The sequence below is a fragment of the Burkholderia sp. 22PA0099 genome, from assembly GCF_047497165.1.
Taxonomy (GTDB): domain Bacteria; phylum Pseudomonadota; class Gammaproteobacteria; order Burkholderiales; family Burkholderiaceae; genus Burkholderia.
The window spans coordinates 1,831,954-1,851,598 of record NZ_CP163165.1 but is presented as its reverse complement, the minus strand read 5'-3'; the positions used below and the strand labels follow the sequence as shown (position 1 = coordinate 1,851,598).

Sequence of the window (19,645 nt, the reverse complement as noted above, 5' to 3'; positions counted from 1 at the left end):
ACGTTGCGCTCGAGCTTCAGCGCGCCGCTTCCATCAAGTTGCGCGCAAGCGCGTTGTGGCGCTCGATCACCGGCCCGAGATCGAGCGTCGCCAGACGCCCTTCGCGCACCACCACCCGCCCGTTGACCACGCTCCACGCCACCTGCGACGGCGCGCAGAACACCAGCGCCGCGACCGGGTCATGCAGTGCGCCAGCGAACGACGGCTGATTCAGATCGAACGCGACGAAGTCGGCCGCCATGCCCGGCGCGAGCGCGCCGATATCGTCTCGGCCGAGCACCCGCGCGCCGCCGAGCGTGGCGATTTCGAGCGCCTCGCGCGCCGTCATCGCATCGGGGCCGAAGCCGACGCGCTGCAACAGCAACGCCTGGCGCGCCTCGGCCACCATCTGCGCGCCGTCGTTCGACGCCGAGCCGTCCACGCCCAGGCCCACCGGCACGCCCGCGAGCCGCATGCGCCGCACCGGCGCGATGCCCGACGCGAGCCGCATGTTCGAGCACGGGCAATGCGCGACGCCCGTGCCCGTGCGCCCGAACAGCGCGATGCCGGCCTCGTCGAGCTGCACGCAGTGCGCATGCCAGACATCGGGGCCGACCCAGCCGAGATCCTCTGCGTATTCGGCCGGCGTCATGCCGAACTTTTCGCGGCTGTAGGCGACGTCGTTGAGGTTTTCCGCGAGGTGCGTATGCAGCGACACGCCGTGTGTGCGCGCCAGCTTCGCCGATTCGCGCATCAGGTCGCGGCTCACCGAGAACGGCGAACACGGCGCCACCACCACGCGCAGCATCGCGTAGCGGCCGGCGTCGTGATAGGTCTCGATCAGGCGTTGCGTGTCGGCGAGGATCGCGTCCTCGCGCTCCACCACCGAGTCGGGCGGCAGGCCGCCGTCGCGCTGCCCGACGCTCATGCTGCCGCGGCTCGCGTGAAAGCGCAGGCCGATGCGCTGCGCCGCCGCGATGCTGTCATCGAGCCGCGCGCCGTTCGGGTAGAGATACAGATGGTCGCTCGACGTCGTGCAGCCCGACAGCAACAGTTCGGCCATCGCCGTCAGCGTCGAGATTTCGATCATCTCGGGCGTCAGGTGCGCCCAGATCCGGTAAAGATTCGTGAGCCAGCCGAACAGCTCGGCGTTCTGCGCGGCCGGCACGGCGCGCGTCAGGCTCTGGTACATGTGGTGATGCGTATTGACGAGGCCCGGCATCAGCAGATGGCCACGCAGGTCGAGCACCTCGTCGGCCGTGTCGGGCAAGGTGTCGGTCGGGCCGGCCGCGACGATGCGGTTGCCTTCGATATAGAGCCCGCCGTCGCGAATCTCGCGGCGCTGGTCGTCCATCGTCACCAGCACGTCGGCGTGGCGCACCAGCAACGTGCGGCCGCGCGGGGTCGCACCGGCCGGTGCGGAGGGATCGGTTCGGGATGAGGTCGGCATGGAGGATCTCCGTTCGGTTGCGCCGCCCGTGCCGCGCTGCAATGCGTCGCATGAGGCTGGCGTGTGGCTGAACGGCGCCCGGACGGATGCGGCGGCACCGACCGTGCCGCTGCGCCCTGTCGAACGCCCGTGGCCCGGTTACCCGGCGTGCTCGCCGTCTTCGGGGTGCGCACGGCCGGAGGATTCCTGGGATCGAGCCCATGCGGCCACGCGCGAACCGGCCGAGCATCGCCTGCCACGACACGCGACGCAAGCCGCCACCTCAAATACTTCACTTCACGCCGGCAATATGATCGGCTAAGTTGGATCTCGGACAACCGGCTGCGTGCCTGCCTGCACCGGCAATCCGGACAAACCCGGCGCGTGACGCGGCCGCTCATGCACCCCGGCTTATCTTCTATATCGCGCGGCGAATCGTGACGCGAGCATTCTTAAAATGGCCACTCGGCGCGCGCTTCGATCCGCCGACGGGTATGTAGCCACGAACGTGGAGCCTCGATCCGCCATCCCCTGGATCGACGCCGCGTTTACTCATCGCATTCACACAAGGACACTGGCGAATGGGCAAGCTCACCACCCACGTACTCGATACCGCGCACGGCCGCCCCGGCGCCGGCATCCGGATCGAACTGCATGCGATCGACGGCGCCGCGCGCCGCGCGCTCGTCACCGCCACCACCAATGACGACGGCCGCTGCGACAGCCCGCTGCTCGAAGGCGCGGCGCTCGTCGCCGGCGAATACGAACTGACCTTCCATGCCGGCGATTACTTCGCCGCGATCGGCGTCAAGGTGCCCGAACCGCGCTTCGTCGATCGCGTCGTGCTGCGCTTCGGCGTGGCCGATGCCGGCGCGCACTATCACGTGCCGCTGCTCGTCTCGCCGTGGTCGTACAGCACCTATCGCGGCAGCTGACACCCCGGCGCACGATCCCCACCCGATCACACCGATAACAAGAACTTGAGTCTGTCCGGAGGAGTTTCATGGAAGGTTTCATCACCGACTGGCTGAACCTCGCACTGCGCTGGTTGCACGTCATCGTCGCGATTGCCTGGATCGGCGAATCGTTTTATTTCGTTGCCCTCGACAACAGCCTGAAGCCGCCCAAGGATCCGAACCAGCGCCAGCGCGGCGTGTTCGGCGAGCTGTGGCACGTGCATGGCGGCGGCTTCTACAACATGCAGAAGTACACCGTCGCACCGCCTGAAATGCCGGAAGACCTGCACTGGTCGAAATGGCCGTCGTACACCACGTGGATGTCCGGCTTCGGCCTGTTCTTCGTGCTCTACCTGCTTGCGCCGAACACCTACCTGATCGACCGCAACGTGCTCGACATGGGGCCGGTGGTGGCCGTGGCCTCGGCGCTCGGCTTCCTGATGGCGGGCTGGATCGTCTACGACTGCGCGTGCCGCCTGCTCGGCAACCGCGATCGCCTGCTCGGCGTGTTCGTCGGGCTGTACGTGGTGGCCGCCGCGTGGCTCGCGTGCCACATCTTCTCGGGGCGCGCGGCGTATCTGATCGTGGGCGCGATGCTGGCGACCATCATGTCGGCCAACGTGTTCTTCGTGATCATCCCCGGCCAGCGCAAGATGGTCGACAAGATGCTGAAGGGTGAAACGCCGAACCCGATCTACGGCAAGCGCGGCAAGCAGCGCTCGGTGCACAACACGTATTTCACGCTGCCGGTGGTGTTCGCGATGCTGTCGAACCACTACGCGATGACCTACACGAACCGCTACAACTGGATCGTGCTCGTGCTGATCATGCTGGCGGGCGCGCTGATCCGGCAGTTCTTCGTGATGCGCCATCGCGGCCAGCAGCTCTGGTATCTGCCGCTCGGCGGCGTGGCGCTGATGTTCGTCGCGCTGATCTGGACCATGCCGCGCCCGGTCGCGCCGCAAGCCGAGGCGGCCAATCTGCCGAAGCTGACGGTGAAGGACATCGAGCCGGTCATGCAGCAGCGCTGCGTGGCCTGCCACTCGGCCAAGCCGACAATGATGGGCAGCGCCCCGGCCGGCGTGATGTTCGATACGCCCGACGAAATCGCGCAGAACGGGCAGCGCATTTATCAGCAGGCCGTGCAGTTGAAGGCAATGCCGATCGGGAACGTCACGCACATGACCGACGACGAGCGGACGAAGATCGCGGCCTGGTTCGAGGGAGGCGCAGCGAAATAAGCGCCGCGTGGGTCTGCAACCGGAACGGGTTCGCCGATGGCGAACCCGTTTTGCTTTCGGGGGTGGGCCGATCGTCCTGGGCAGAAGTGTTCAGGTCCGTTTCGGACCCGCAACGGCGATCGGCATCGATGCCGGCTCGCGTCTCGCTTCAGCGGAACGGGCATCGATCGGAGGAGATACACCGCCCACACCGAACTCCCTCAGCGTTACGCTTGCCGCTTACTCGAATCCCGTAATCGCATGCGGCACGTAGGCCGCTTCTAGCGCCTTGATCTCGTCAGCGCTCAGGCTGACGTCCAGCGCGGCAACCGCATCGTCGAGATGACGTGTTTTGGACGCCCCCACGATCGGTGCGGACACGCCGGCCTTGACGAGCACCCAGGCAAGCGCCACCTGGGCCATGGGCACACCGCGCGCCAATGCAATTTTCTCGACCTCGCGAATCACCACGTTGTTCAGAAATTGGATGACGCGGCAAAACGGCGTCCGAAAGCAGGAAGGCCCTGCGAACCAAGGTTCGCAGGGCCTTCCTGACCATCACCACGCGCCGCTCAGGCGAGCCGGCAACTACACGCTCAAGCCGCCACTCGATGCATCGCCTCATCCGTCAACCAAAGCGACTCTCCAAGCACCTGCTCATTGAGATTGAGCCCCTCTCCGCCGCGATCGACCACGACGAAATCGCTGACTTCCTCCAGCGCAATCAGCGGGTGATGCCAAACCCCCTTCGCGTAATTGACGCCCTGCCAGCCACTCGACACGAACGCGCGGATCTTCGTGGCATCGAGCTCGCCGGCGGGTGCCACGACGACGAGATAAGGCTGCGTCGACAGCGGCAGGAACGCCTGGCTGCCGAGCGGATGCCGCTCGAGCATCGTGACCTCGAACGGCAGCGCGCGCGGCTGCCCGCGAAACAGGTTGACGAGCGTACGGCCGCCCTCATCGTTCACGTCAATGTGGGCGAGATCGTGAAAGCGGATCGTCGTGCCGAGATTGATCGGGATCTGCTTCGCGCCCTCGGTCTCGATCACGTCGCCGAACGGCGCGAATGCCTCACGCGTCAGCGCCTCGATGGTCAGCGTCTTCATTGGCCGAGCGTGCCCCACAAACGCAGACGCGATACGCCACCGTCCGGAATGATGTTCAAGCGCACGTGCGTGACCGGGCCGAGCGCGGCCAGCTCCGATTCGAAGATGTGCTGCTTGTCCATCTGCAACTTCTGCTCGCCGAGCAGCACCGGCCAGAACATCGCCTGCGTGACGAGCGAGCTGTCGGTGCCGCCCGTCACCTGGGCGGCCTGGATCGAGCAGCGATCGGGATAGTTGCCCTTGAAGTGCGCAGTGTCGACTTCGATCTTGCGGATCACGCCCGGCCGCGCCAGCGCGATGATCGCCCAGTCGTTGCCCGGCTCGCGGCGACGGCGCGTTTCCCAGCCGTCGCCCATGTTTACGCCACGGCCCGGCAGCAGGATGGTCGACGCCGGCCCGAAGTGCTGGTTGTTCGCGGCAACCACATAGCCGCCGTTCTCCATCGCGGCCAGATCGAACAGCTCGCTGCGGCTCGCGCCTTCCCAATCGAGCTGCGGTTGGCCGTAGACGCGCAGCCGCGCGATGCCGCCATCGGGATAGATGTTGACGCGCAAGTGCGTGTACGGCGCGGCGTCGTTCACGTCGACGTAGTGGTGGTGATTGCCCTGCAGCGTGGTGGACGGCACGATCTCGACCCAGCGCGTCGACTGGTTCGGTGCGCCGTCCGCATGGCAGGCCTCGACCGACGCGGCCGGCGGGAAATTGCCGGTGAAGTGGCTGGTATCGATGTCGAGGCCCTTGATCACGCCGGGGCGTGCGAGCTTCACGATGCACCAGTCGTAGCCGGACACGCGCTTGCGGCGCGTTTCCCAACCGTCCATCCACTTGCCGTGATCGTCGTACTTGCCCGGAATGAACACGGCCGGCTCCGGATTCAGCATGCGATCCTTCGGTGCGAAGAAATCGTCGCTCGCCTCGAGTGCCTGTGCCCCGAGACGCGGATCGGCGAGGTTCACGTAGCGACGCGTGAATTCGGGAGCATTGGGATCGAGCAGCGGCATGGCCATGATGAGGTCCTTATTCGAAGTGCGTGAAAAGCGCGGCGCCCGCCTTGACGGGCGCGACGTGTGCGTCGCGTCGCGCGGCAAACCCCGCGCGGTGCGTGGCGAAACTCAGGCGTCGATCAGATCGTCGAGCCGCAGGCGCGCGATCCGGTAGATCTGGTCGAGGCTGGCGCGCAACTCCTGCTCGCGCGTGTTGGCCACGCGCGCTTCGAAGTTGGCGATGATGCCGTGGCGGTCGTAGCCGCGCACGGCAAGAATGAACGGGAATCCGAACTTCTCGCGATAGGTGCGATTGAGCTGCTGCAAGCGATCGAACTCGGCCTGCGTGCATTGATCGAGGCCGGCCCCGCTCTGCTCGCGCGTCGATTCGGCGGTCAGCTCGCCGCGCACGGCGGCCTTGCCCGCCAGCTCCGGGTGGGCATTGATCAGCGCGAGCTGCGGCTCCACGCCGGCCTGCTCGACCACGCCGGACATCGTCGCGTGCAGCGCATCGATGCTTGCGTAAGGGCGCGCACCGGCCGCCGCCTCGGCCACCCAGGGCGAATGCTCGAAAATGCCCGACAGCGTGGCGACGAACCCGTCGGTCGTCATGGTGTTCAGTTCTGCCAACGTGTATTGCATCGCCTTCATGCCGTCCCTTCGCGTCGGTTGGTGGAATACGGATGGTGTTCGCGCCAGTGGCGCGCGATGTCGACGCGGCGCGTCACCCACACGCGATCGTGCCGCTCGATGTGATCGAGGAAGCGCTGCAAGGCGCGGAAGCGGCCGGGCCGGCCAAGCAGCCGGCAATGCATGCCGATCGACAGCATCTTCGGCGCTTCGTCGCCCTCTTCGTACAGCACGTCGAACGCATCGCGCAGGTACTGGAAGAAATGGTCGGCCGTGTTGAAACCTTGCGGCGTCGCGAAGCGCATGTCGTTGGTGTCGAGCGTGTACGGCACGATCAGTTGCGGCACGCTTGCGCCGCCCGTGACGGGCACCTCGGCCCAGAACGGCAGGTCGTCGCCGTAGTAATCGGAGTCGTACAGGAACCCGCCGTGCTCGGCCACCAGCCGGCGCGTATTGGGGCTGTCGCGGCCGGTATACCAGCCGAGTGGCCGCACGCCGGTCACGCGCTCGATCGCTTCCATGCCGAGCCGCATGTGCTCGGCCTCGCGTTCGGGCGTCATGTCCTGATAGTGGATCCAGCGCCAGCCGTGACACGCGATCTCGTGGCCCAGCTCGACGAACGCGCGCGACAGCTCGGGGTGCCGCTCCATCGCCATGCCCACGCCGAATACCGTCAGCGGCAGGCCGCGTTTCTCGAACTCGCGCAGAATTCGCCACACGCCCGCGCGCGAGCCGTATTCGTAGATCGATTCCATGCTCATGTGACGGGACGGATAAGCCGCCGCGCCGACGATCTCGGACAGGAATTGTTCGGAGCCCGGATCACCGTGCAGCACGCAGTTCTCGCCGCCTTCCTCGTAATTGAGCACGAACTGCACGGCGACGCGCGCGCGCCCCGGCCAGTTCGCCTGCACCGGATACCGGCCGTAGCCGATCAGATCGCGCGGATAGTGGGAATCGTGTGACATGGTGGAGTACGAATGAAATCCCGTGGAGAGGGGTTCGCAACGGCGCGCGGAGACGGGATTCGGCGGGCAATCCGTGACGGATCGGGCGTCTTCGTGCACCGTTGCGAGGGATGGGCCAGTGTAGCGAAAAGGCCTCGCAACGCGCATACAGCCAAACCGATAGTGCGTGTCACACCGGGTGTATGTGCGCTTGCGGCATGCGCGCCGGCGCGGCCTCGGCGGTGGCAACCGAGGCCGCGCTGCCGGCGATGCCGGCCGGCAGGCCGTCGGCATCGGGGCCGAATCGCGCGAACTCGCCGTCGTAGCGCTTCGCGAGCGGGCGCGCATAGTCGCCGCGCTTGGCCGTCGACAGGCGCAGCGCAATCAGCATCTCGACCCATTTCACGGCGGCCGTCACGCCCTCCACCACCGGCGCGCCGATCGCCTGCTCCACCTCGCGCGCGAACTCGGCCATGCCTGCGCAGCCGAGCACGATCGCACCGGCGCCGTCCTCGTCGAGCGCGCGACGGCATTCGTCCACGATCAACTGGCGCGCCGGCGAACCGGGCCGGTCGAGTTCGAGCACGGCCACGTCGGTGGCGCGCACGTTGCGGCAGAAGCGCTGCATGCCGTAGCGTTCGGCCAGATGCCAGGCCAGACCGCAGGTACGCGACAGCGTGGTCACCACCGAGAAGCCGGGCGCGAGCACGCTGGCCGCGTGCATCGCGGCCTCGGCGATGCCGACCACCGGGCCGCGCGCGATCTCGCGCGCCGCGTACAGGCCCGGATCGCCGAAGCAGGCGATCACGTAGCCGTCGAAGCCGTCGCGCTCGCCGGCCGCGATTTCGGCCAGCAGGCCCGGCACCGCGAGCGCGTCGTCGTAGTGGCTCTCGATCGACGGCGGCCCCATGGTCGGGCTGACCGCCACCACGGCGGTGCCGGCGTTGACGACCTCGCGCGCGCAGCGCCCCATCGCGTCGGTCATGCGCTGCGTGGTGTTCGGATTGATGAGCTTGATTTTCATTGTCGTCTCCTGAATTTCCATCTCGGCCACGTTCGGGCCGGCACGCCGCTCACTTCGCGATGGCGCGATACACGAGCCCGGCCAGGATCGCGCCGACGAACCACGAGAAGTTGGCGAGCGCGCCCAGCGACGGCACCATCACGCAGGCGATCGCGATCGCCGCGGCCGGCAGCAGTGCGAACACCGCACGCCGGTTCACGCCGCCGCGATACCAGTACGCGCCCGTTTCCGACAGCGTGTACAGATCGTCGCGATCGAGCTTGCCGCGCTTGATCAGGTAGAAGTCGACGATCAGGACACCGTACAGTGGCCCGATGAAGCTGCCGAGCACGTCGAGCGTGTAATGGATCACGGCCGGGTTGTTGAACAGGTTCCACGGCGTGATGAAGATCGACGCCACGGCGGCCAGCATCCCGCCCGCGCGCCAGCTGATCAGGCGCGGCGCGACGTTCGAGAAGTCGAACGCCGGCGACACGAAGTTCGCGACGATGTTGATGCCGATGGTGGCGATCGTGAAGGTCAGCGCGCCGAGGATCACCGCGGTCGGATGATCGATGCGGCCGACGGTTGCGACCGGGTCGGTAATCAGTTCTCCGAACACCGGCAGCGTGGCGGCCGTGGTGATCACGGTGACCAGCGAGAACGCCAGGAAGTTGACCGGCAGGCCCCAGAAATTGCCGCGCTTCACGGCGCGATAGCTGTTGCAGTAGCGCGAGAAATCGCCGAAGTTCAGCATCGGCCCCGAGAAATACGACACCACCAGCGCGATCGCCGTGATCATCACCGGAATCGCATCGGCGCCGTGATAGCGCACGCCGCCCAGGTTCAGGCCGATGTTGCGCCAGCCCGCGCGCCACACCATGTAGCCGGCCAGCACGAACATCACCACGTACACGGCCGGCCCGGCGAAGTCGATGAACTTCTTGATGGTTTCCATGCCGTTCCAGAACACCAGCGCCTGCAGCACCCAGAGCAGCATGAAGCCGGCCCAGCCGAGCGCCGACAGCCCGAGGAAGCCGTAGCGGTGCACGTCCGCATAGGGCATCCATTGCGGCACGAACTTGAGCACCACGATCACCAGCGCACTGGAAGCGAGAAAAGTCTGGATGCCGTACCAGGCCACCGCGATCAGGCCGCGGATCACGGCCGGCACGTTGGCGCCGAGCACGCCGAAGGTGGCGCGGCAGGCGACCGGATACGGCACGCCGAGCTGCTGGCTCGGCCGGGCGATCAGGTTGCAGAGCGCGTTGACGATCGCGATGCCGACGATCAGCGACACCAGCACCTGCCAGCTCGTCAGGCCCAGCGCGAACAGGCTGCCGGCGAACACGTAGCCGCCCACCGAATGCACGTCCGACATCCAGAACGCGAAGATGTTGTAGGCGCCCCAGCCTTGTTTTTCGAGCGGTGCGAGGTCGTCGTTGTAGAGCCGCTCGCTGTAGGCGGCGGGCCGCAGCGCCTCGCCGTCCGGAGGGGGGCCCGCATGATACGGGGGGTTGGCCTGCGCGATACCGAACTGAGCCATGACATCTCCTTGCCTGCCGCGGTCGAGCCGCGCGATCGTCATTGAAATCGCGGCCCGACATCGAGGTCAGGCCACGCCCGCGTGCGGCAGCGAGGCTGCCGCCAGCATTCCGTCAGCTCGTCGGCGCGGGCGTGGCGCGCGGGCCGTCAGCCCGCGCCGCCGAACACGTCGCGCAAATCGACCGCACCCTGCGCGGGGCGATCCAGCATCCTCAGTTCCACGTGCTGCAGGTGATGCGCCATCAGCTTCGCCGCCCGCGCGGCATCGCCGGTTTCGAGCGCCGCGACGATCTCGGTGTGATCGTCGAACGAGCACGCGTTGCGACCGTGCGCCTCGTAGAGCGCCGACATCAGCGTCGAGCGCGCCACCAGCCCGTTCAGGCAATCGCACAGCGTGCCGTTGCCGGTCAACGCGGCGAGCGCCGTGTGGAACTCGCCCGACAGCCGGATCCACGCGGCGAAATCGCGCCGCTCGAACGCATCGCGCTCGCGCTCGATACCGCTCGCGACGCCCTTCAGGCGCTTCGCACCCGGTCCCGTCGCCAGCCGTTCGACCACCGCCAGCTCGATGATCCGCCGCAGCTCGAACACCTCGTGCACCTCTTGCAGCGACGGGCTGGCGACGAACGCACCGCGGTTCGGCTCGAGATCGACGAGCCGGTCCGTCGCCAGCAGCGCGAGCGCCTGCCGGATCGGGCCGCGCTTCACGCCGAACACGTCGCACAACTGCGCCTCGGTCAGCTTCGCGCCCGGCGCGAGCCGATGCTCGAGGATCGCGGTGCGGATCCGTTCGGCAATCGCTTCCGGCGTCAGCGCCGGCGCTGCGGTTTCCTGCTTGGTCATGTTTTCTATCTCGTTATGTTCGTCATGCTAGGGCGGACATAAATATTGTCAACAATTTATCCCGCCGATTTTGCACGATTGTCGACCATTGAAACGCGCCCAAACAGTGCGAGCGCGTCAAAATCGTGCATCCACAAGGCCCTCATGCAAGCCAGTCAAGACTTTCACTCTCGATTGATCGAATATTTTGTCAACAATCTATGCGCAACGATGGCGCATGCCGCCCTCGAAGTCGCTTCGAATGTCGGACCGTTAGTTGCGATTTTGGATATAAAAAAAGGCGGATCTCCGCCTTTTGTCGCGCGCTGCCGCGTCGATTCCTATCGGGCCAGCACCGGATAGTCGGATACCGACAGCCGGAACCCATGTTCGTTGGCGACGAGCTGCGCCTGCCCCCCCACCGGCAACGTGACCATGTCGGGCACGTGGCCGAACTGCAAGCCCGTCACGACCGGAATGCCGATCGTCTCGCGCACCTGGTCGATCATCGCCTGCATGTCGTAGCCGTTGTCGTAGTCGAACGCGCGCGCGCCGGTAAACTGCCCGAGCACGAGCGCCTGCTGGCGCGCCAGGATGCCGGCGTAATGGAGCGTGTAGATCATCCGTTCGATGCGAAACGGCTGCTCGTTCACGTCCTCGATGAACAGGATGCCGCCTTCGATCTGCGGCATGTACGGCGTGCCGACCAGCGAGGCCAGGATCGCGAGATTGCCGCCCCACAACGTGCCCGCCACGTTGACCGCCTGCTGTTGCGGGGCATCGCCGAGGATCGTGGTGGTGGGTTGCGAAAGCGTCGACCAGAACTGCGTCATGGTGAATTCGCTCGGCGTCACGGCGCCGAAATCGGCCGACAGCATCGGGCCGCCGAAGCTTTTGACGCCCGATTTGGCCAGCAGCGCGAGCTGGATCGCCGTGAAATCGCTGTGGCCGCATAGCGCGACAGGCTGGTCGCGCAGGCGTTCGAGCGCGCGGTAGTCGAGGCGTTCGAGGATGCGCGCCGCGCCCGAGCCGCCGCGCACCGCCAGGCCGATGTCGGGCAGCGGCTGCGACCGGTCGCCGAGGCGGTTCAGGTCGTCGGCGCGCTCGGCGTCGTTGCCGGCGAAGCGCTGGTGGCGCCGTTGCGTGGCGGCCAGGTTTTGTACCACGTGATGCTGATCGCCGAAACGTTCGATCGCGCGCTGGATTGCAGCCGGATCGTGCGGATAGCCGGACGGCCCGAGCAGTCGGATGGTGCGCGGCGAGAGAGAGGTGGAAGCCATCGGTCGCGTATCGAAAAAGGGGACAGCCCGGTTAGAGCCGGGCGATGGCGACTGGTTCAGTCGGCCGTGGAGGCGCTGTCGTCGCCGTGGTCGTGGCCGCAGCCGCAGGCCTTGCCGTCCGGCTGCGCCGCCGCGTCGGCATTGGCCGCCTGTCGCGCCTCGCGCGCCGCCCGGCGGCGTTCGGCGAAGAACGTGCGCAGCGCATCGCCGCAGGCGTCGGCGAGCACACCGCCCGTCACGGTCGCGTGGTGGTTCAGTTGCGGATTGGCGAACGCGTCGATCACGCTGCCGCACGCGCCCGTTTTCGGATCGGCCGCACCGAACACCACGCGGGCGATCCGCGCGTGCATGATCGCGCCCGAACACATCAGGCACGGTTCGAGCGTCACGTAGAGTTCGCAGCCCGGCAGGCGATAGTTGCCGAGCGCTTGCGCAGCCGCGCGCAAGGCGGCCATTTCGGCGTGAGCCGACGGATCGTGGCCGCCGATCGGATGATTGAAGCCGCGTGCGATCACTTCGTCGCCGCGCACGATCACCGCGCCCACCGGCACCTCGCCCGCGGCGCGCGCCTGTTCGGCCGCTTCCAGCGCCATGCGCATGTAGTAGCGGTCGCGTTCGGCGGCCGGGTCGACAGCGGAAGCAGCGGGAGCAGCGGGAGAGGAAAGATCCGTGGAATCGGGAACAACGGGAAGATCGTCGGAGGTGGCGCGCGCGTCGCGCGCCGGAGGGAATGCGCTGCTCACGCGGCCCCCGCTTCGCCGGCGCCATCGTCGAGCACGCGCTCGGACAGGCGTTCGGCAATGCGGCGGCAGTATTCGCGCGGCACGACCAGCGGGCCGCCGCGCAACGATTCGAGAGCCATGTCGAGGGCCAGCATCTTGGCCTGCAGGCGGCACCGCGTGGCGCGATCGCTGACCGCGCGCATTTCGTCCTGCAGGTGGCACAAGGCGCGAAGCTGCTCGAGCGCGGGCGGGGCAAAGCCCGCGTGCTTCAGGATCCGATTGGCCATCTGCACCTCGGCCGGGACGAGCAGACCGTCATCCAGTTCCGTCGGCGCACCGGTTCCCGGCAGGTCGTTGAACTCCCCACGCGCAGCGGCAGCGGCAATACGTTGTTCGACCAGGGCGTCAAGCAGTCTCATTCGAGCAATTCAAGGCAATGCGGCCTGGCGATTCTAACAGGGGATCGGGCAACTGCCAGCCCTCTGGAGCAAATGCTCGATTGCCGCACTCGCCCATTGACGAAAGCCGTTATGCTGGCCCGGATTGTCACGGCGCGGCCGGCAGATCCGGCCGGCCGCGCCGCCGGACCGGATTGAGGAGGAAATTGCCGTGCGCAGTGCAATTCGAACAGGGCTTGTCCTGGCCGCCGCCGTGCTTCTGCTGGGCTTGAGCGGCTGCGGCGTGTTTTGCAGCGGGGCCGGCACCAACGGCTGGGCCGGCGGGGCATGCGGAACGACGATGCGTTTCTGACCCCATGACGGAGGCCGCGGCAGCAGCGGGCGCCTCGGGCTTGGGGCGCAACCAAAATCGCGACAATGCGCCGCAGTTCATGCATCACCTCATGCCGTCGTCCCCGCCGTCATCCAGCCGGGCATGCGCCCCGCTCCCGCCGCCCGGCCTCAGCGATTGACCAGCGCCAACCCGGCCGGCAGATAACGGTCGCCCGCCACACCGATCTCGGCCAGCACCGCGTCGAGCTTCGCGACATCGTCGTCGCCCAGCACCAGATCGGCCGCGCCGAGGTTGTCTTCCAGATACCGCCGGCGCTTGGTGCCCGGAATCGGCACGATGTCGTCGCCTGCGCGCAACACCCACGCCAACGCCACCTGGGCCGCCGTCACGCCGCGCGCCGCCGCGATCGCCTGCACGGCCTGCGCGATCCGCAGGTTTGCGTCGAAATTCTCGCGCTGGAAACGCGGGTCGTTGGTCACGCGATAGTCGCGCTCGCCGATCTCGTCGAGCGATTTCACTTGGCCCGTCAGGAACCCGCGCCCGAGCGGGCTGAACGGCACGAGCCCGATGCCCAGTTCGCGCAGCACCGGCAGCACGTTCGCCTCGAGATTGCGTTCCCAGATCGAATACTCGCTTTGCAGCGCCGACACCGGCTGCACCGCGTGCGCGCGGCGGATCGCGTCCTCGCCCGCTTCCGACATGCCGAAAAACCGCACCTTGCCTTCCGCGATCAGGTCGCGCACGGCGCCGGCCATGTCTTCCACCGGCACGGCCGGATCGACACGATGCTGGTACAGCAGATCGATATGGTCGGTGCGCAGCCGCTTGAGCGAGCCGTGCACCGCCTCGCGGATATGTTCGGGCCGGCTGTCGGTACCGCTCTGCTTGCCTTCCGGCGAGATGCGGAAGCCGAACTTGGTCGCGATCGTCACCTCGTGACGGCGCCCTTCGAGCGCGCGGCCGAGCAGTTCCTCGTTGGTGAACGGCCCATACACCTCCGCCGTATCGAGAAACGTGCAGCCGAGCTCGATCGCGCGATGCAGCGTGGCAATCGATTCGGCGTCGTCGGGCGTGCCGTAGGACTGGCTCATGCCCATGCAGCCCAGCCCGATCGTCGACACTTCAAGGCCTTGTCGGCCCAGCTTGCGTTGTTTCATTGCGGATTCCTCGTGGGTTGAGCAGTGTCGTGACGGCCGGCGTGTGGGCACGCCGGCCGGGCAATGGCGAGCAATCGCTCAACGCAGGCCCAGGTAATCCATCTTGCCGAGCGGCACGCCGTTGTGACGCAGGATGTCGTAGGCCGTCGTCACGTGGAAATAGAAGTTCGGCAGCACGAACGTCGACACGTAGCTCAGGCCCGTGAATTCGAGCGCACCGCTGCGCAGCGGCAGCGTGACGGTGCGCGTGGCCGCGTCGGCGAACTGCGCGGCATCGACCGATTCCGCGAACGCGATGGTCTTGGCAATGCGCTCGCGCAGCTCGGCGAAGCTTTGTTCGGTATCGGGGAACGACGGCACGTCGATGCCGGCCAGGCGCGCCACGCAGCCCTTCACGGCATCGGTGGCCACCTGCACCTGGGCCGACAGCGGCAGCATGTCCTCGAACAGGCGGGCGGTGGTCAGCGTGGCGGGGTCGATGCCCTTCTCGCTTGCGTGCGCCTCGCCCTTGTCGAGAATCTTCGACAGGTTGCGCAGGCCGCGCACCAGCGCGGAAATGGAAACGTCGTACAGGGAAACGGACATGGGAGCTCCTGACTGGGTGGGGTGCATCGATGCGCCGGCTTCGCGGCGTTCGGTCGCAAGCTTAATGCGATTCGCCGATCGCCGCAGACATCGGGCGATCGGCACACCAAGCGGGAACGGATCTGCACGCTTTTCGTAACGACGGCGTAAGCCGGGCGCCGATTGTTCGCGATCGGCGCACGCAGGACGCGGCGGCGCTCAGGGCGACGGCCAGTTCACGCCCGTCAACGCCTCCGATACCGTCCAGAGCCTGGCAGCCACAGCCTCGTCGCGCGCCTCGGCGCCCACCTTTGCCGGGCCGACCGGCCCGATCAGCTCGAAGCGGTGTTGCGGCCCGTAATAGCCTGCGCGCTCCGCCTCGGGCGAGGTCGCCGCGAACAGCGTCGGCAGCGCGCCGGCCGCCGCCGATTGCGAGACCCACGGATACGACTGCGCCATCAGCCAGCGCAACAGCGCGCTGCGCCCCGTCGCGCCGAGGTTCGGGCCGGCGCTCTGCAAACCGGTGCGCGCGAAGCCCGGATGCGCGGCCGTCACGTGCAGCCCCCAGCCGGCCGCATCGCTGCGCCGCTGCAACTCGAACGCGAACATCAGGATCGCGAGCTTCGACTGCGCATAGGCCTGCCACGGCGCATAGCGGCGAACCCATTGCAGGTCGTCGAAATGAATCGCGGCGCGCAAGCGGTGTGCCCCGCTGCTGACGATCACCACGCGCGGCGCCGGAGCCGCGCGCAGCATCGGCAGCAGCAGGCCGGTCAGTGCGAAATGCGACAGGTAGTTGGTGCCGAACTGCAGCTCGAAGCCGTCCGCCGTGGCGTGACGCACGGGCGGCGTCATGACCCCGGCGTTGTCGATCAGCAGATCGAGCACCGGATGCCGCGCCGTCAATTCGGCCGCGAAACCGCGCACCGCATCGAGGCTGGCCAGATCGACGCGTCGGTACTCGACCTCGGCACGCGGATGCGCGGCGCGAATCGCCCGCAACGCGGCCTCGCCCTTCGCATCGTCGCGGCCGGCCAGCAGCACGCGCGCGCCCGCGCCGGCCAGCGCGAGCGCCGTTTCGTAGCCGATGCCGCCGGTCGCGCCGGTCACCACCGCGAATCGGCCGCGTTGGCTCGGGATGTCGCGCACGCTCCAGTTCATGACGAGGCCTTCAGAGAGTCGAGTCCGTCGGGAAGATTAGCATCGGCAAAGTGCGTCGACAGCGACGTGTCGCGCCAGTGCGCGGCCTGTTCGGCGCGCAGCGTCTCGGCCTGCTCGCAGACGAACAGCGCATCGCCGCCGAGCAGCAGCCGCATCGGCACGTCGTCGCGGCGCGACAGCTCGACGATCAACGCCGCGATCCGGGCCGGGTCGCCCATTTCGCGGCCCGCGTAACCGTTGAGCAGGTTCAGGATCTTGCCGACCGACGCCTCGTAGTCGGGCAGCATCGCCGGTGTCGCCTGCTTGGCCCGGTCGGCCCACTCGGTGCGCATGCCGCCCGGCTCCAGCGTGCAGACGCGCACGCCGAACGGCGCGGCCTCGTGGCCGACCACATCGCTGAAGCCGCCCACCGCCCATTTCGCGGCCTGATACGCCGACATCCCCGGCGCCGCGCTGCGCCCGCCCACCGACGACACCTGGAAGATATGGCCCGCGCGCTGCGCGCGCATCACCGGCAAGGCCGCGCGCGTCAGGTTGACCACGCCGAACAGGTTGGTTTCCACCTGCGCGCGGAAATCGTCCGCGCCCATCTGCTCGAACGGCACCATGTGGCCGTAACCGGCGTTGTTGACGAGCACGTCGAGCCGGCCGAACGATTCGCTTGCGACGGCCACGGCGCGCTGCGCGGCCGCCTCGTCCGTCACGTCGAGTTCGACCACGCGCAGACGATCGCCGTGGCGCTCGGCCAGATCCGCCAGGCGCGACGGCTCGCGCACCCCGGCCACCAGCCGATCCCCCGCCGCCAACACGGCTTCCGAAATCGCACGACCCAGGCCGCGCGCCGCTCCCGTTACCAACCAGACCTTCGACATGATTTGCTCCTCGATAAAAATGAATGATTACTCACTCATTAAATAACGCGATGCGGCGACCGAAATCGGTCGCGCCGCCGTCGCGCGTGATGGCGATCAGTGCGCCTGCAAGGCCGCCCAGATCGCCCGAAAACCGGCTTCGCGGTACGCTTCCTGCTGCTCGGGCTCGCGCGCGATGCTGTCCATCGTGACCTCGGCCATCGACGAAAACAGCGCGCCGCAAAAATTCATGACCTGCTCGTCCGACAGCCCGCTCATGCCCGACAGGCATTCGCGAAACATGTCGCGCACCGCGCCGAACCCGCTCGCGCCGGCCACGCGGTTCGCTTCCTCAATGTTCGCGCCCACCTCGAGCTGGCGCAGCGCGCGCCGCCCGTCGGGATGCGTCACGCCCCACTCCACAAAGGCGTTCCAGGCGTGGCGAGCACGCCGCTCGACGCTGTCCCCATGCGGAAACGCGCCCATCATCGCCGAGCGCAGGCCGTCCTTCAGATGCAGGTACAGCGCGTTCAGCAGCGCATCCTTGGTGTCGAAATAGGTGAACACCGTGCCTTCGGCCACCCCGGCCAGCCGCGCGATGCGCGCCGTGGTGGCGGCCGCGCCGTGCTCGGCCAGCGCGCGCGCGGCGGCATCGAGGATCGCTTCCTGTTTGTCGGCACTGCGAGGACGGGCCAAAACCGTGCACCTATAAATGAGTGATTGCTCAATCATAGATAAACACGCAGCCACGCACAAGAGAAATTTCCCTTTGATGTATCGCAATGCGCCCCCTTTAACCGGTTTCGGCCGGTCACGCGTGTTTAGCGCGCCGCCGCGCAACACACGACGCGACGGGCCTTCGCGGCCCACCCGGCTCACCCACGTGAAATTCGTGCAGCATGCCGGTGCGCGAAGTCGCGCAAAACCGGGCACACTGAGCGTTTTCCGCAGCACCGCGGCGCAACATGCGCCGTCCGTTCAACGCTCATCGACTTGACCCGCGAACCCACCACCCATGACCCACCCCACCTCCCAAGCCGCAAAAGAATCGCCCGTCGACATGATCATCTTCGGCGGCGGCGGCGACCTCGCCGCCCGCAAGCTGCTGCCCGCGCTCTTCATGGCGCACCTGCACGGCAATCTGCCGGCCGAAACGCGCATCATCGCGGTCGGCCGCCGTGACTGGGGCATCGACGGTTACCGCAAGTTCATGGAAGAGCAGTCGCGTCCGTTCATCGACGAAAAAGCCTTCGACGCGCAAGCGTGGAGCCGCTTCCTCGACCTGTTCCAGTACGTGCTGATCGACGTGAACGCCGCCGCCGACTACCAGCGCCTGGCCGAAGCCTCGCGCGACGAGGCGATCCGCGTGTTCTACCTGTCGACCTCGCCGGAACTGTTCACGACGATCTGCGACAACCTCGACACCGCGAAGCTGCTGAACGCCGCCTCGCGCGTGGTGCTCGAAAAGCCGCTCGGCCACGATCTCGCCTCGGCGCAGGCGATCAACAACGACGTCGGCCGCCATTTCGCGGAATCGCAGATCTACCGGATCGACCACTACCTCGGCAAGGAAACGGTGCAGAACCTGATGGTGCTGCGCTTCGGCAACCCGATCTTCGGGCCGCTCTGGCAGGCGCCGTATATCCGCAGCGTGCAGATCACGGTGGCGGAAACGGTGGGCGTGGGCAGCCGCGCCGGCTTCTACGACCACACCGGCGCACTGCGCGACATGGTGCAGAACCACCTGCTGCAACTGCTCTGCATCGTCGCGATGGAACCGCCCGTGTCGCTCGATCCCGATGCCGTGCGCGACGAGAAGCTCAAGGTGCTGCGCTCGCTGCGTCCGATGACGCCGGCCGACATCGCACGCGACACGGTGCGCGGCCAATACGCGGCCGGCGCGGTGGACGGCAAGCCGGTCAAGGGCTATCTCGAGGAAGACAACGTGCCGCCGAACAGCCGCAACGAAACCTTCGTCGCGCTGCGCGCCCACATCAACAACTGGCGCTGGGCCAACGTGCCGTTCTTCCTGCGCACCGGCAAGCGGCTGCAAAAGCGGCAATCGGAGATCGTCATCGAGTTCGCCGACCTGCCGTTCTCGATCATCCCCGACGGCCCGCGCCACTACAGCAACCGCCTCGTGATCCAGTTGCAGCCCGAGGAATCGATCCAGTTGCAGATGCTCGCGAAGGAGCCGGGCAGCGGCATGAACATGGTGCCGGTGAGCCTCAACCTCGATTTGCAGCAGGCGATTCCGGAGCGCCGCGCCGAAGCGTACGAGCGCCTGCTGATCGACGTGATCCGCGGCCGCCTCACCCACTTCATGCGCCGCGACGAACTCGAAGCGGCCTGGACCTGGGTCGAGCCGATCCTCGAAGGCTGGCAGCAGCCGGGCGATCGGCCGCGCCTCTATACGGCGGGCACGTTTGGGCCGGCCGCGTCGTCGGCGCTGCTCGCGCGCGACAACATGTCGTGGGCCGAGGAGGCCTGAGCGCGCGGGGTCACACGCGGCTTCGTCACGCATGAAAAAGCCGGCTGCGAATGGGCAGCCGGCT

At 67.2% G+C, this 19,645-nt stretch carries 19 protein-coding genes and 1 pseudogene; 3 read left to right on the top strand and 17 right to left on the bottom strand.

What is annotated here, in order from left to right; all coding sequences use genetic code 11:
• Nucleotides 1-16 precede the first annotated feature (16 nt).
• Nucleotides 17-1,429 (bottom strand): 8-oxoguanine deaminase, encoded by a 1,413-nt coding sequence (locus tag AB4851_RS23860; RefSeq protein WP_414451711.1) that lies wholly within the window; start codon nt 1,427-1,429, stop codon nt 17-19.
• A gap of 560 nt (nt 1,430-1,989) precedes the next feature.
• Here AB4851_RS23860 and uraH point away from each other — a divergent pair.
• Complete coding sequence (uraH, locus tag AB4851_RS23855; RefSeq protein WP_414442085.1) at nt 1,990-2,343, top strand: hydroxyisourate hydrolase; 354 nt, start codon at nt 1,990-1,992, stop codon at nt 2,341-2,343.
• Nucleotides 2,344-2,411: 68 nt separating this feature from the next.
• Nucleotides 2,412-3,605 carry a urate hydroxylase PuuD gene (locus AB4851_RS23850; RefSeq protein WP_414451710.1) on the top strand — a complete coding sequence of 398 codons (1,194 nt, stop codon included), beginning with the start codon at nt 2,412-2,414 and terminating at the stop codon, nt 3,603-3,605.
• A gap of 219 nt (nt 3,606-3,824) precedes the next feature.
• Here the strand turns inward: AB4851_RS23850 and AB4851_RS23845 are convergent.
• The 16 genes and pseudogenes from AB4851_RS23845 to AB4851_RS23770 form a co-directional block, all read right to left on the bottom strand.
• Nucleotides 3,825-4,040 (bottom strand): annotated as a pseudogene (locus AB4851_RS23845) (aldo/keto reductase); the annotation flags it as partial.
• Between the two features lie 140 nt (nt 4,041-4,180).
• The gene (locus tag AB4851_RS23840) at nt 4,181-4,693 is read right to left on the bottom strand and encodes an ureidoglycolate lyase (protein WP_414451709.1); all 513 of its coding nucleotides are present in this window, start codon (nt 4,691-4,693) and stop codon (nt 4,181-4,183) included.
• Complete coding sequence (gene alc, locus AB4851_RS23835; protein WP_414451708.1) at nt 4,690-5,700, bottom strand: allantoicase; 1,011 nt, start codon at nt 5,698-5,700, stop codon at nt 4,690-4,692. Before alc ends, AB4851_RS23840 begins: the two co-directional genes overlap by 4 nt.
• Before the next feature lie 105 nt (nt 5,701-5,805).
• A complete protein-coding gene (gene uraD / locus AB4851_RS23830; RefSeq protein ID WP_414451707.1) occupies nt 5,806-6,327 on the bottom strand; it encodes a 2-oxo-4-hydroxy-4-carboxy-5-ureidoimidazoline decarboxylase in 522 nt (173 codons plus the stop codon).
• Nucleotides 6,324-7,274, bottom strand: coding sequence for an allantoinase PuuE (gene puuE, locus AB4851_RS23825; protein ID WP_414442090.1), 951 nt, complete (start codon nt 7,272-7,274; stop codon nt 6,324-6,326). The genes uraD and puuE overlap by 4 nt, the downstream gene beginning before the upstream one ends.
• A gap of 169 nt (nt 7,275-7,443) precedes the next feature.
• A complete protein-coding gene (locus AB4851_RS23820; RefSeq protein WP_414451706.1) occupies nt 7,444-8,277 on the bottom strand; it encodes an aspartate/glutamate racemase family protein in 834 nt (277 codons plus the stop codon).
• Between the two features lie 49 nt (nt 8,278-8,326).
• Nucleotides 8,327-9,802, bottom strand: coding sequence for an NCS1 family nucleobase:cation symporter-1 (locus AB4851_RS23815; RefSeq protein WP_414451705.1), 1,476 nt, complete (start codon nt 9,800-9,802; stop codon nt 8,327-8,329).
• A gap of 146 nt (nt 9,803-9,948) precedes the next feature.
• Nucleotides 9,949-10,644, bottom strand: coding sequence for a GntR family transcriptional regulator (locus tag AB4851_RS23810; protein WP_414451704.1), 696 nt, complete (start codon nt 10,642-10,644; stop codon nt 9,949-9,951).
• 320 nt (nt 10,645-10,964) lie between these two features.
• Complete coding sequence (gene ldcA / locus AB4851_RS23805; RefSeq protein ID WP_414451703.1) at nt 10,965-11,903, bottom strand: muramoyltetrapeptide carboxypeptidase; 939 nt, start codon at nt 11,901-11,903, stop codon at nt 10,965-10,967.
• A 56-nt stretch (nt 11,904-11,959) separates the two neighbouring features.
• Complete coding sequence (gene tadA / locus AB4851_RS23800) at nt 11,960-12,646, bottom strand: tRNA adenosine(34) deaminase TadA (protein WP_414451702.1); 687 nt, start codon at nt 12,644-12,646, stop codon at nt 11,960-11,962.
• Entirely contained in the window at nt 12,643-13,044 is a 402-nt protein-coding gene (locus AB4851_RS23795; protein WP_414442096.1) for a DnaJ family domain-containing protein, read from the bottom strand. Before AB4851_RS23795 ends, tadA begins: the two co-directional genes overlap by 4 nt.
• 480 nt (nt 13,045-13,524) lie before the next feature.
• On the bottom strand, nt 13,525-14,514 hold the full coding sequence (locus tag AB4851_RS23790) for an aldo/keto reductase (protein ID WP_414442097.1): 990 nt from the start codon (nt 14,512-14,514) through the stop codon (nt 13,525-13,527).
• 78 nt (nt 14,515-14,592) lie between these two features.
• On the bottom strand, nt 14,593-15,099 hold the full coding sequence (locus tag AB4851_RS23785; RefSeq protein WP_414451701.1) for a DUF1993 domain-containing protein: 507 nt from the start codon (nt 15,097-15,099) through the stop codon (nt 14,593-14,595).
• A 198-nt stretch (nt 15,100-15,297) separates the two neighbouring features.
• The gene (locus AB4851_RS23780) at nt 15,298-16,239 is read right to left on the bottom strand and encodes an oxidoreductase (RefSeq protein WP_414451700.1); all 942 of its coding nucleotides are present in this window, start codon (nt 16,237-16,239) and stop codon (nt 15,298-15,300) included.
• Nucleotides 16,236-17,111 carry an SDR family NAD(P)-dependent oxidoreductase gene (locus AB4851_RS23775; protein WP_414451699.1) on the bottom strand — a complete coding sequence of 292 codons (876 nt, stop codon included), beginning with the start codon at nt 17,109-17,111 and terminating at the stop codon, nt 16,236-16,238. The genes AB4851_RS23780 and AB4851_RS23775 overlap by 4 nt, the downstream gene beginning before the upstream one ends.
• A 96-nt stretch (nt 17,112-17,207) precedes the next feature.
• Nucleotides 17,208-17,786 carry a TetR/AcrR family transcriptional regulator gene (locus AB4851_RS23770; protein WP_414451698.1) on the bottom strand — a complete coding sequence of 193 codons (579 nt, stop codon included), beginning with the start codon at nt 17,784-17,786 and terminating at the stop codon, nt 17,208-17,210.
• Nucleotides 17,787-18,105: 319 nt separating this feature from the next.
• Here AB4851_RS23770 and zwf point away from each other — a divergent pair, with 319 nt between their 5' ends.
• Nucleotides 18,106-19,581: a glucose-6-phosphate dehydrogenase gene (gene zwf, locus AB4851_RS23765; protein ID WP_414442102.1), complete on the top strand. Its 1,476-nt coding sequence runs from the start codon at nt 18,106-18,108 to the stop codon at nt 19,579-19,581.
• Nucleotides 19,582-19,645: the final 64 nt, after the last annotated feature.

What these genes read in the sequence shown, in the direction of transcription:
- AB4851_RS23860 (WP_414451711.1), bottom strand. Translation starts at nt 1,429, where the DNA reads ATGCCGACCTCATCCCGAACCGATCCCTCCGCACCGGCCGGTGCGACC.
- uraH (WP_414442085.1), top strand. Translation starts at nt 1,990, where the DNA reads ATGGGCAAGCTCACCACCCACGTACTCGATACCGCGCACGGCCGCCCC.
- AB4851_RS23850 (WP_414451710.1), top strand. Translation starts at nt 2,412, where the DNA reads ATGGAAGGTTTCATCACCGACTGGCTGAACCTCGCACTGCGCTGGTTG.
- AB4851_RS23840 (WP_414451709.1), bottom strand. Translation starts at nt 4,693, where the DNA reads ATGAAGACGCTGACCATCGAGGCGCTGACGCGTGAGGCATTCGCGCCG.
- alc (WP_414451708.1), bottom strand. Translation starts at nt 5,700, where the DNA reads ATGGCCATGCCGCTGCTCGATCCCAATGCTCCCGAATTCACGCGTCGC.
- uraD (WP_414451707.1), bottom strand. Translation starts at nt 6,327, where the DNA reads ATGAAGGCGATGCAATACACGTTGGCAGAACTGAACACCATGACGACC.
- puuE (WP_414442090.1), bottom strand. Translation starts at nt 7,274, where the DNA reads ATGTCACACGATTCCCACTATCCGCGCGATCTGATCGGCTACGGCCGG.
- AB4851_RS23820 (WP_414451706.1), bottom strand. Translation starts at nt 8,277, where the DNA reads ATGAAAATCAAGCTCATCAATCCGAACACCACGCAGCGCATGACCGAC.
- AB4851_RS23815 (WP_414451705.1), bottom strand. Translation starts at nt 9,802, where the DNA reads ATGGCTCAGTTCGGTATCGCGCAGGCCAACCCCCCGTATCATGCGGGC.
- AB4851_RS23810 (WP_414451704.1), bottom strand. Translation starts at nt 10,644, where the DNA reads ATGACCAAGCAGGAAACCGCAGCGCCGGCGCTGACGCCGGAAGCGATT.
- ldcA (WP_414451703.1), bottom strand. Translation starts at nt 11,903, where the DNA reads ATGGCTTCCACCTCTCTCTCGCCGCGCACCATCCGACTGCTCGGGCCG.
- AB4851_RS23795 (WP_414442096.1), bottom strand. Translation starts at nt 13,044, where the DNA reads ATGAGACTGCTTGACGCCCTGGTCGAACAACGTATTGCCGCTGCCGCT.
- AB4851_RS23790 (WP_414442097.1), bottom strand. Translation starts at nt 14,514, where the DNA reads ATGAAACAACGCAAGCTGGGCCGACAAGGCCTTGAAGTGTCGACGATC.
- AB4851_RS23785 (WP_414451701.1), bottom strand. Translation starts at nt 15,099, where the DNA reads ATGTCCGTTTCCCTGTACGACGTTTCCATTTCCGCGCTGGTGCGCGGC.
- AB4851_RS23780 (WP_414451700.1), bottom strand. Translation starts at nt 16,239, where the DNA reads ATGAACTGGAGCGTGCGCGACATCCCGAGCCAACGCGGCCGATTCGCG.
- AB4851_RS23775 (WP_414451699.1), bottom strand. Translation starts at nt 17,111, where the DNA reads ATGTCGAAGGTCTGGTTGGTAACGGGAGCGGCGCGCGGCCTGGGTCGT.
- zwf (WP_414442102.1), top strand. Translation starts at nt 18,106, where the DNA reads ATGACCCACCCCACCTCCCAAGCCGCAAAAGAATCGCCCGTCGACATG.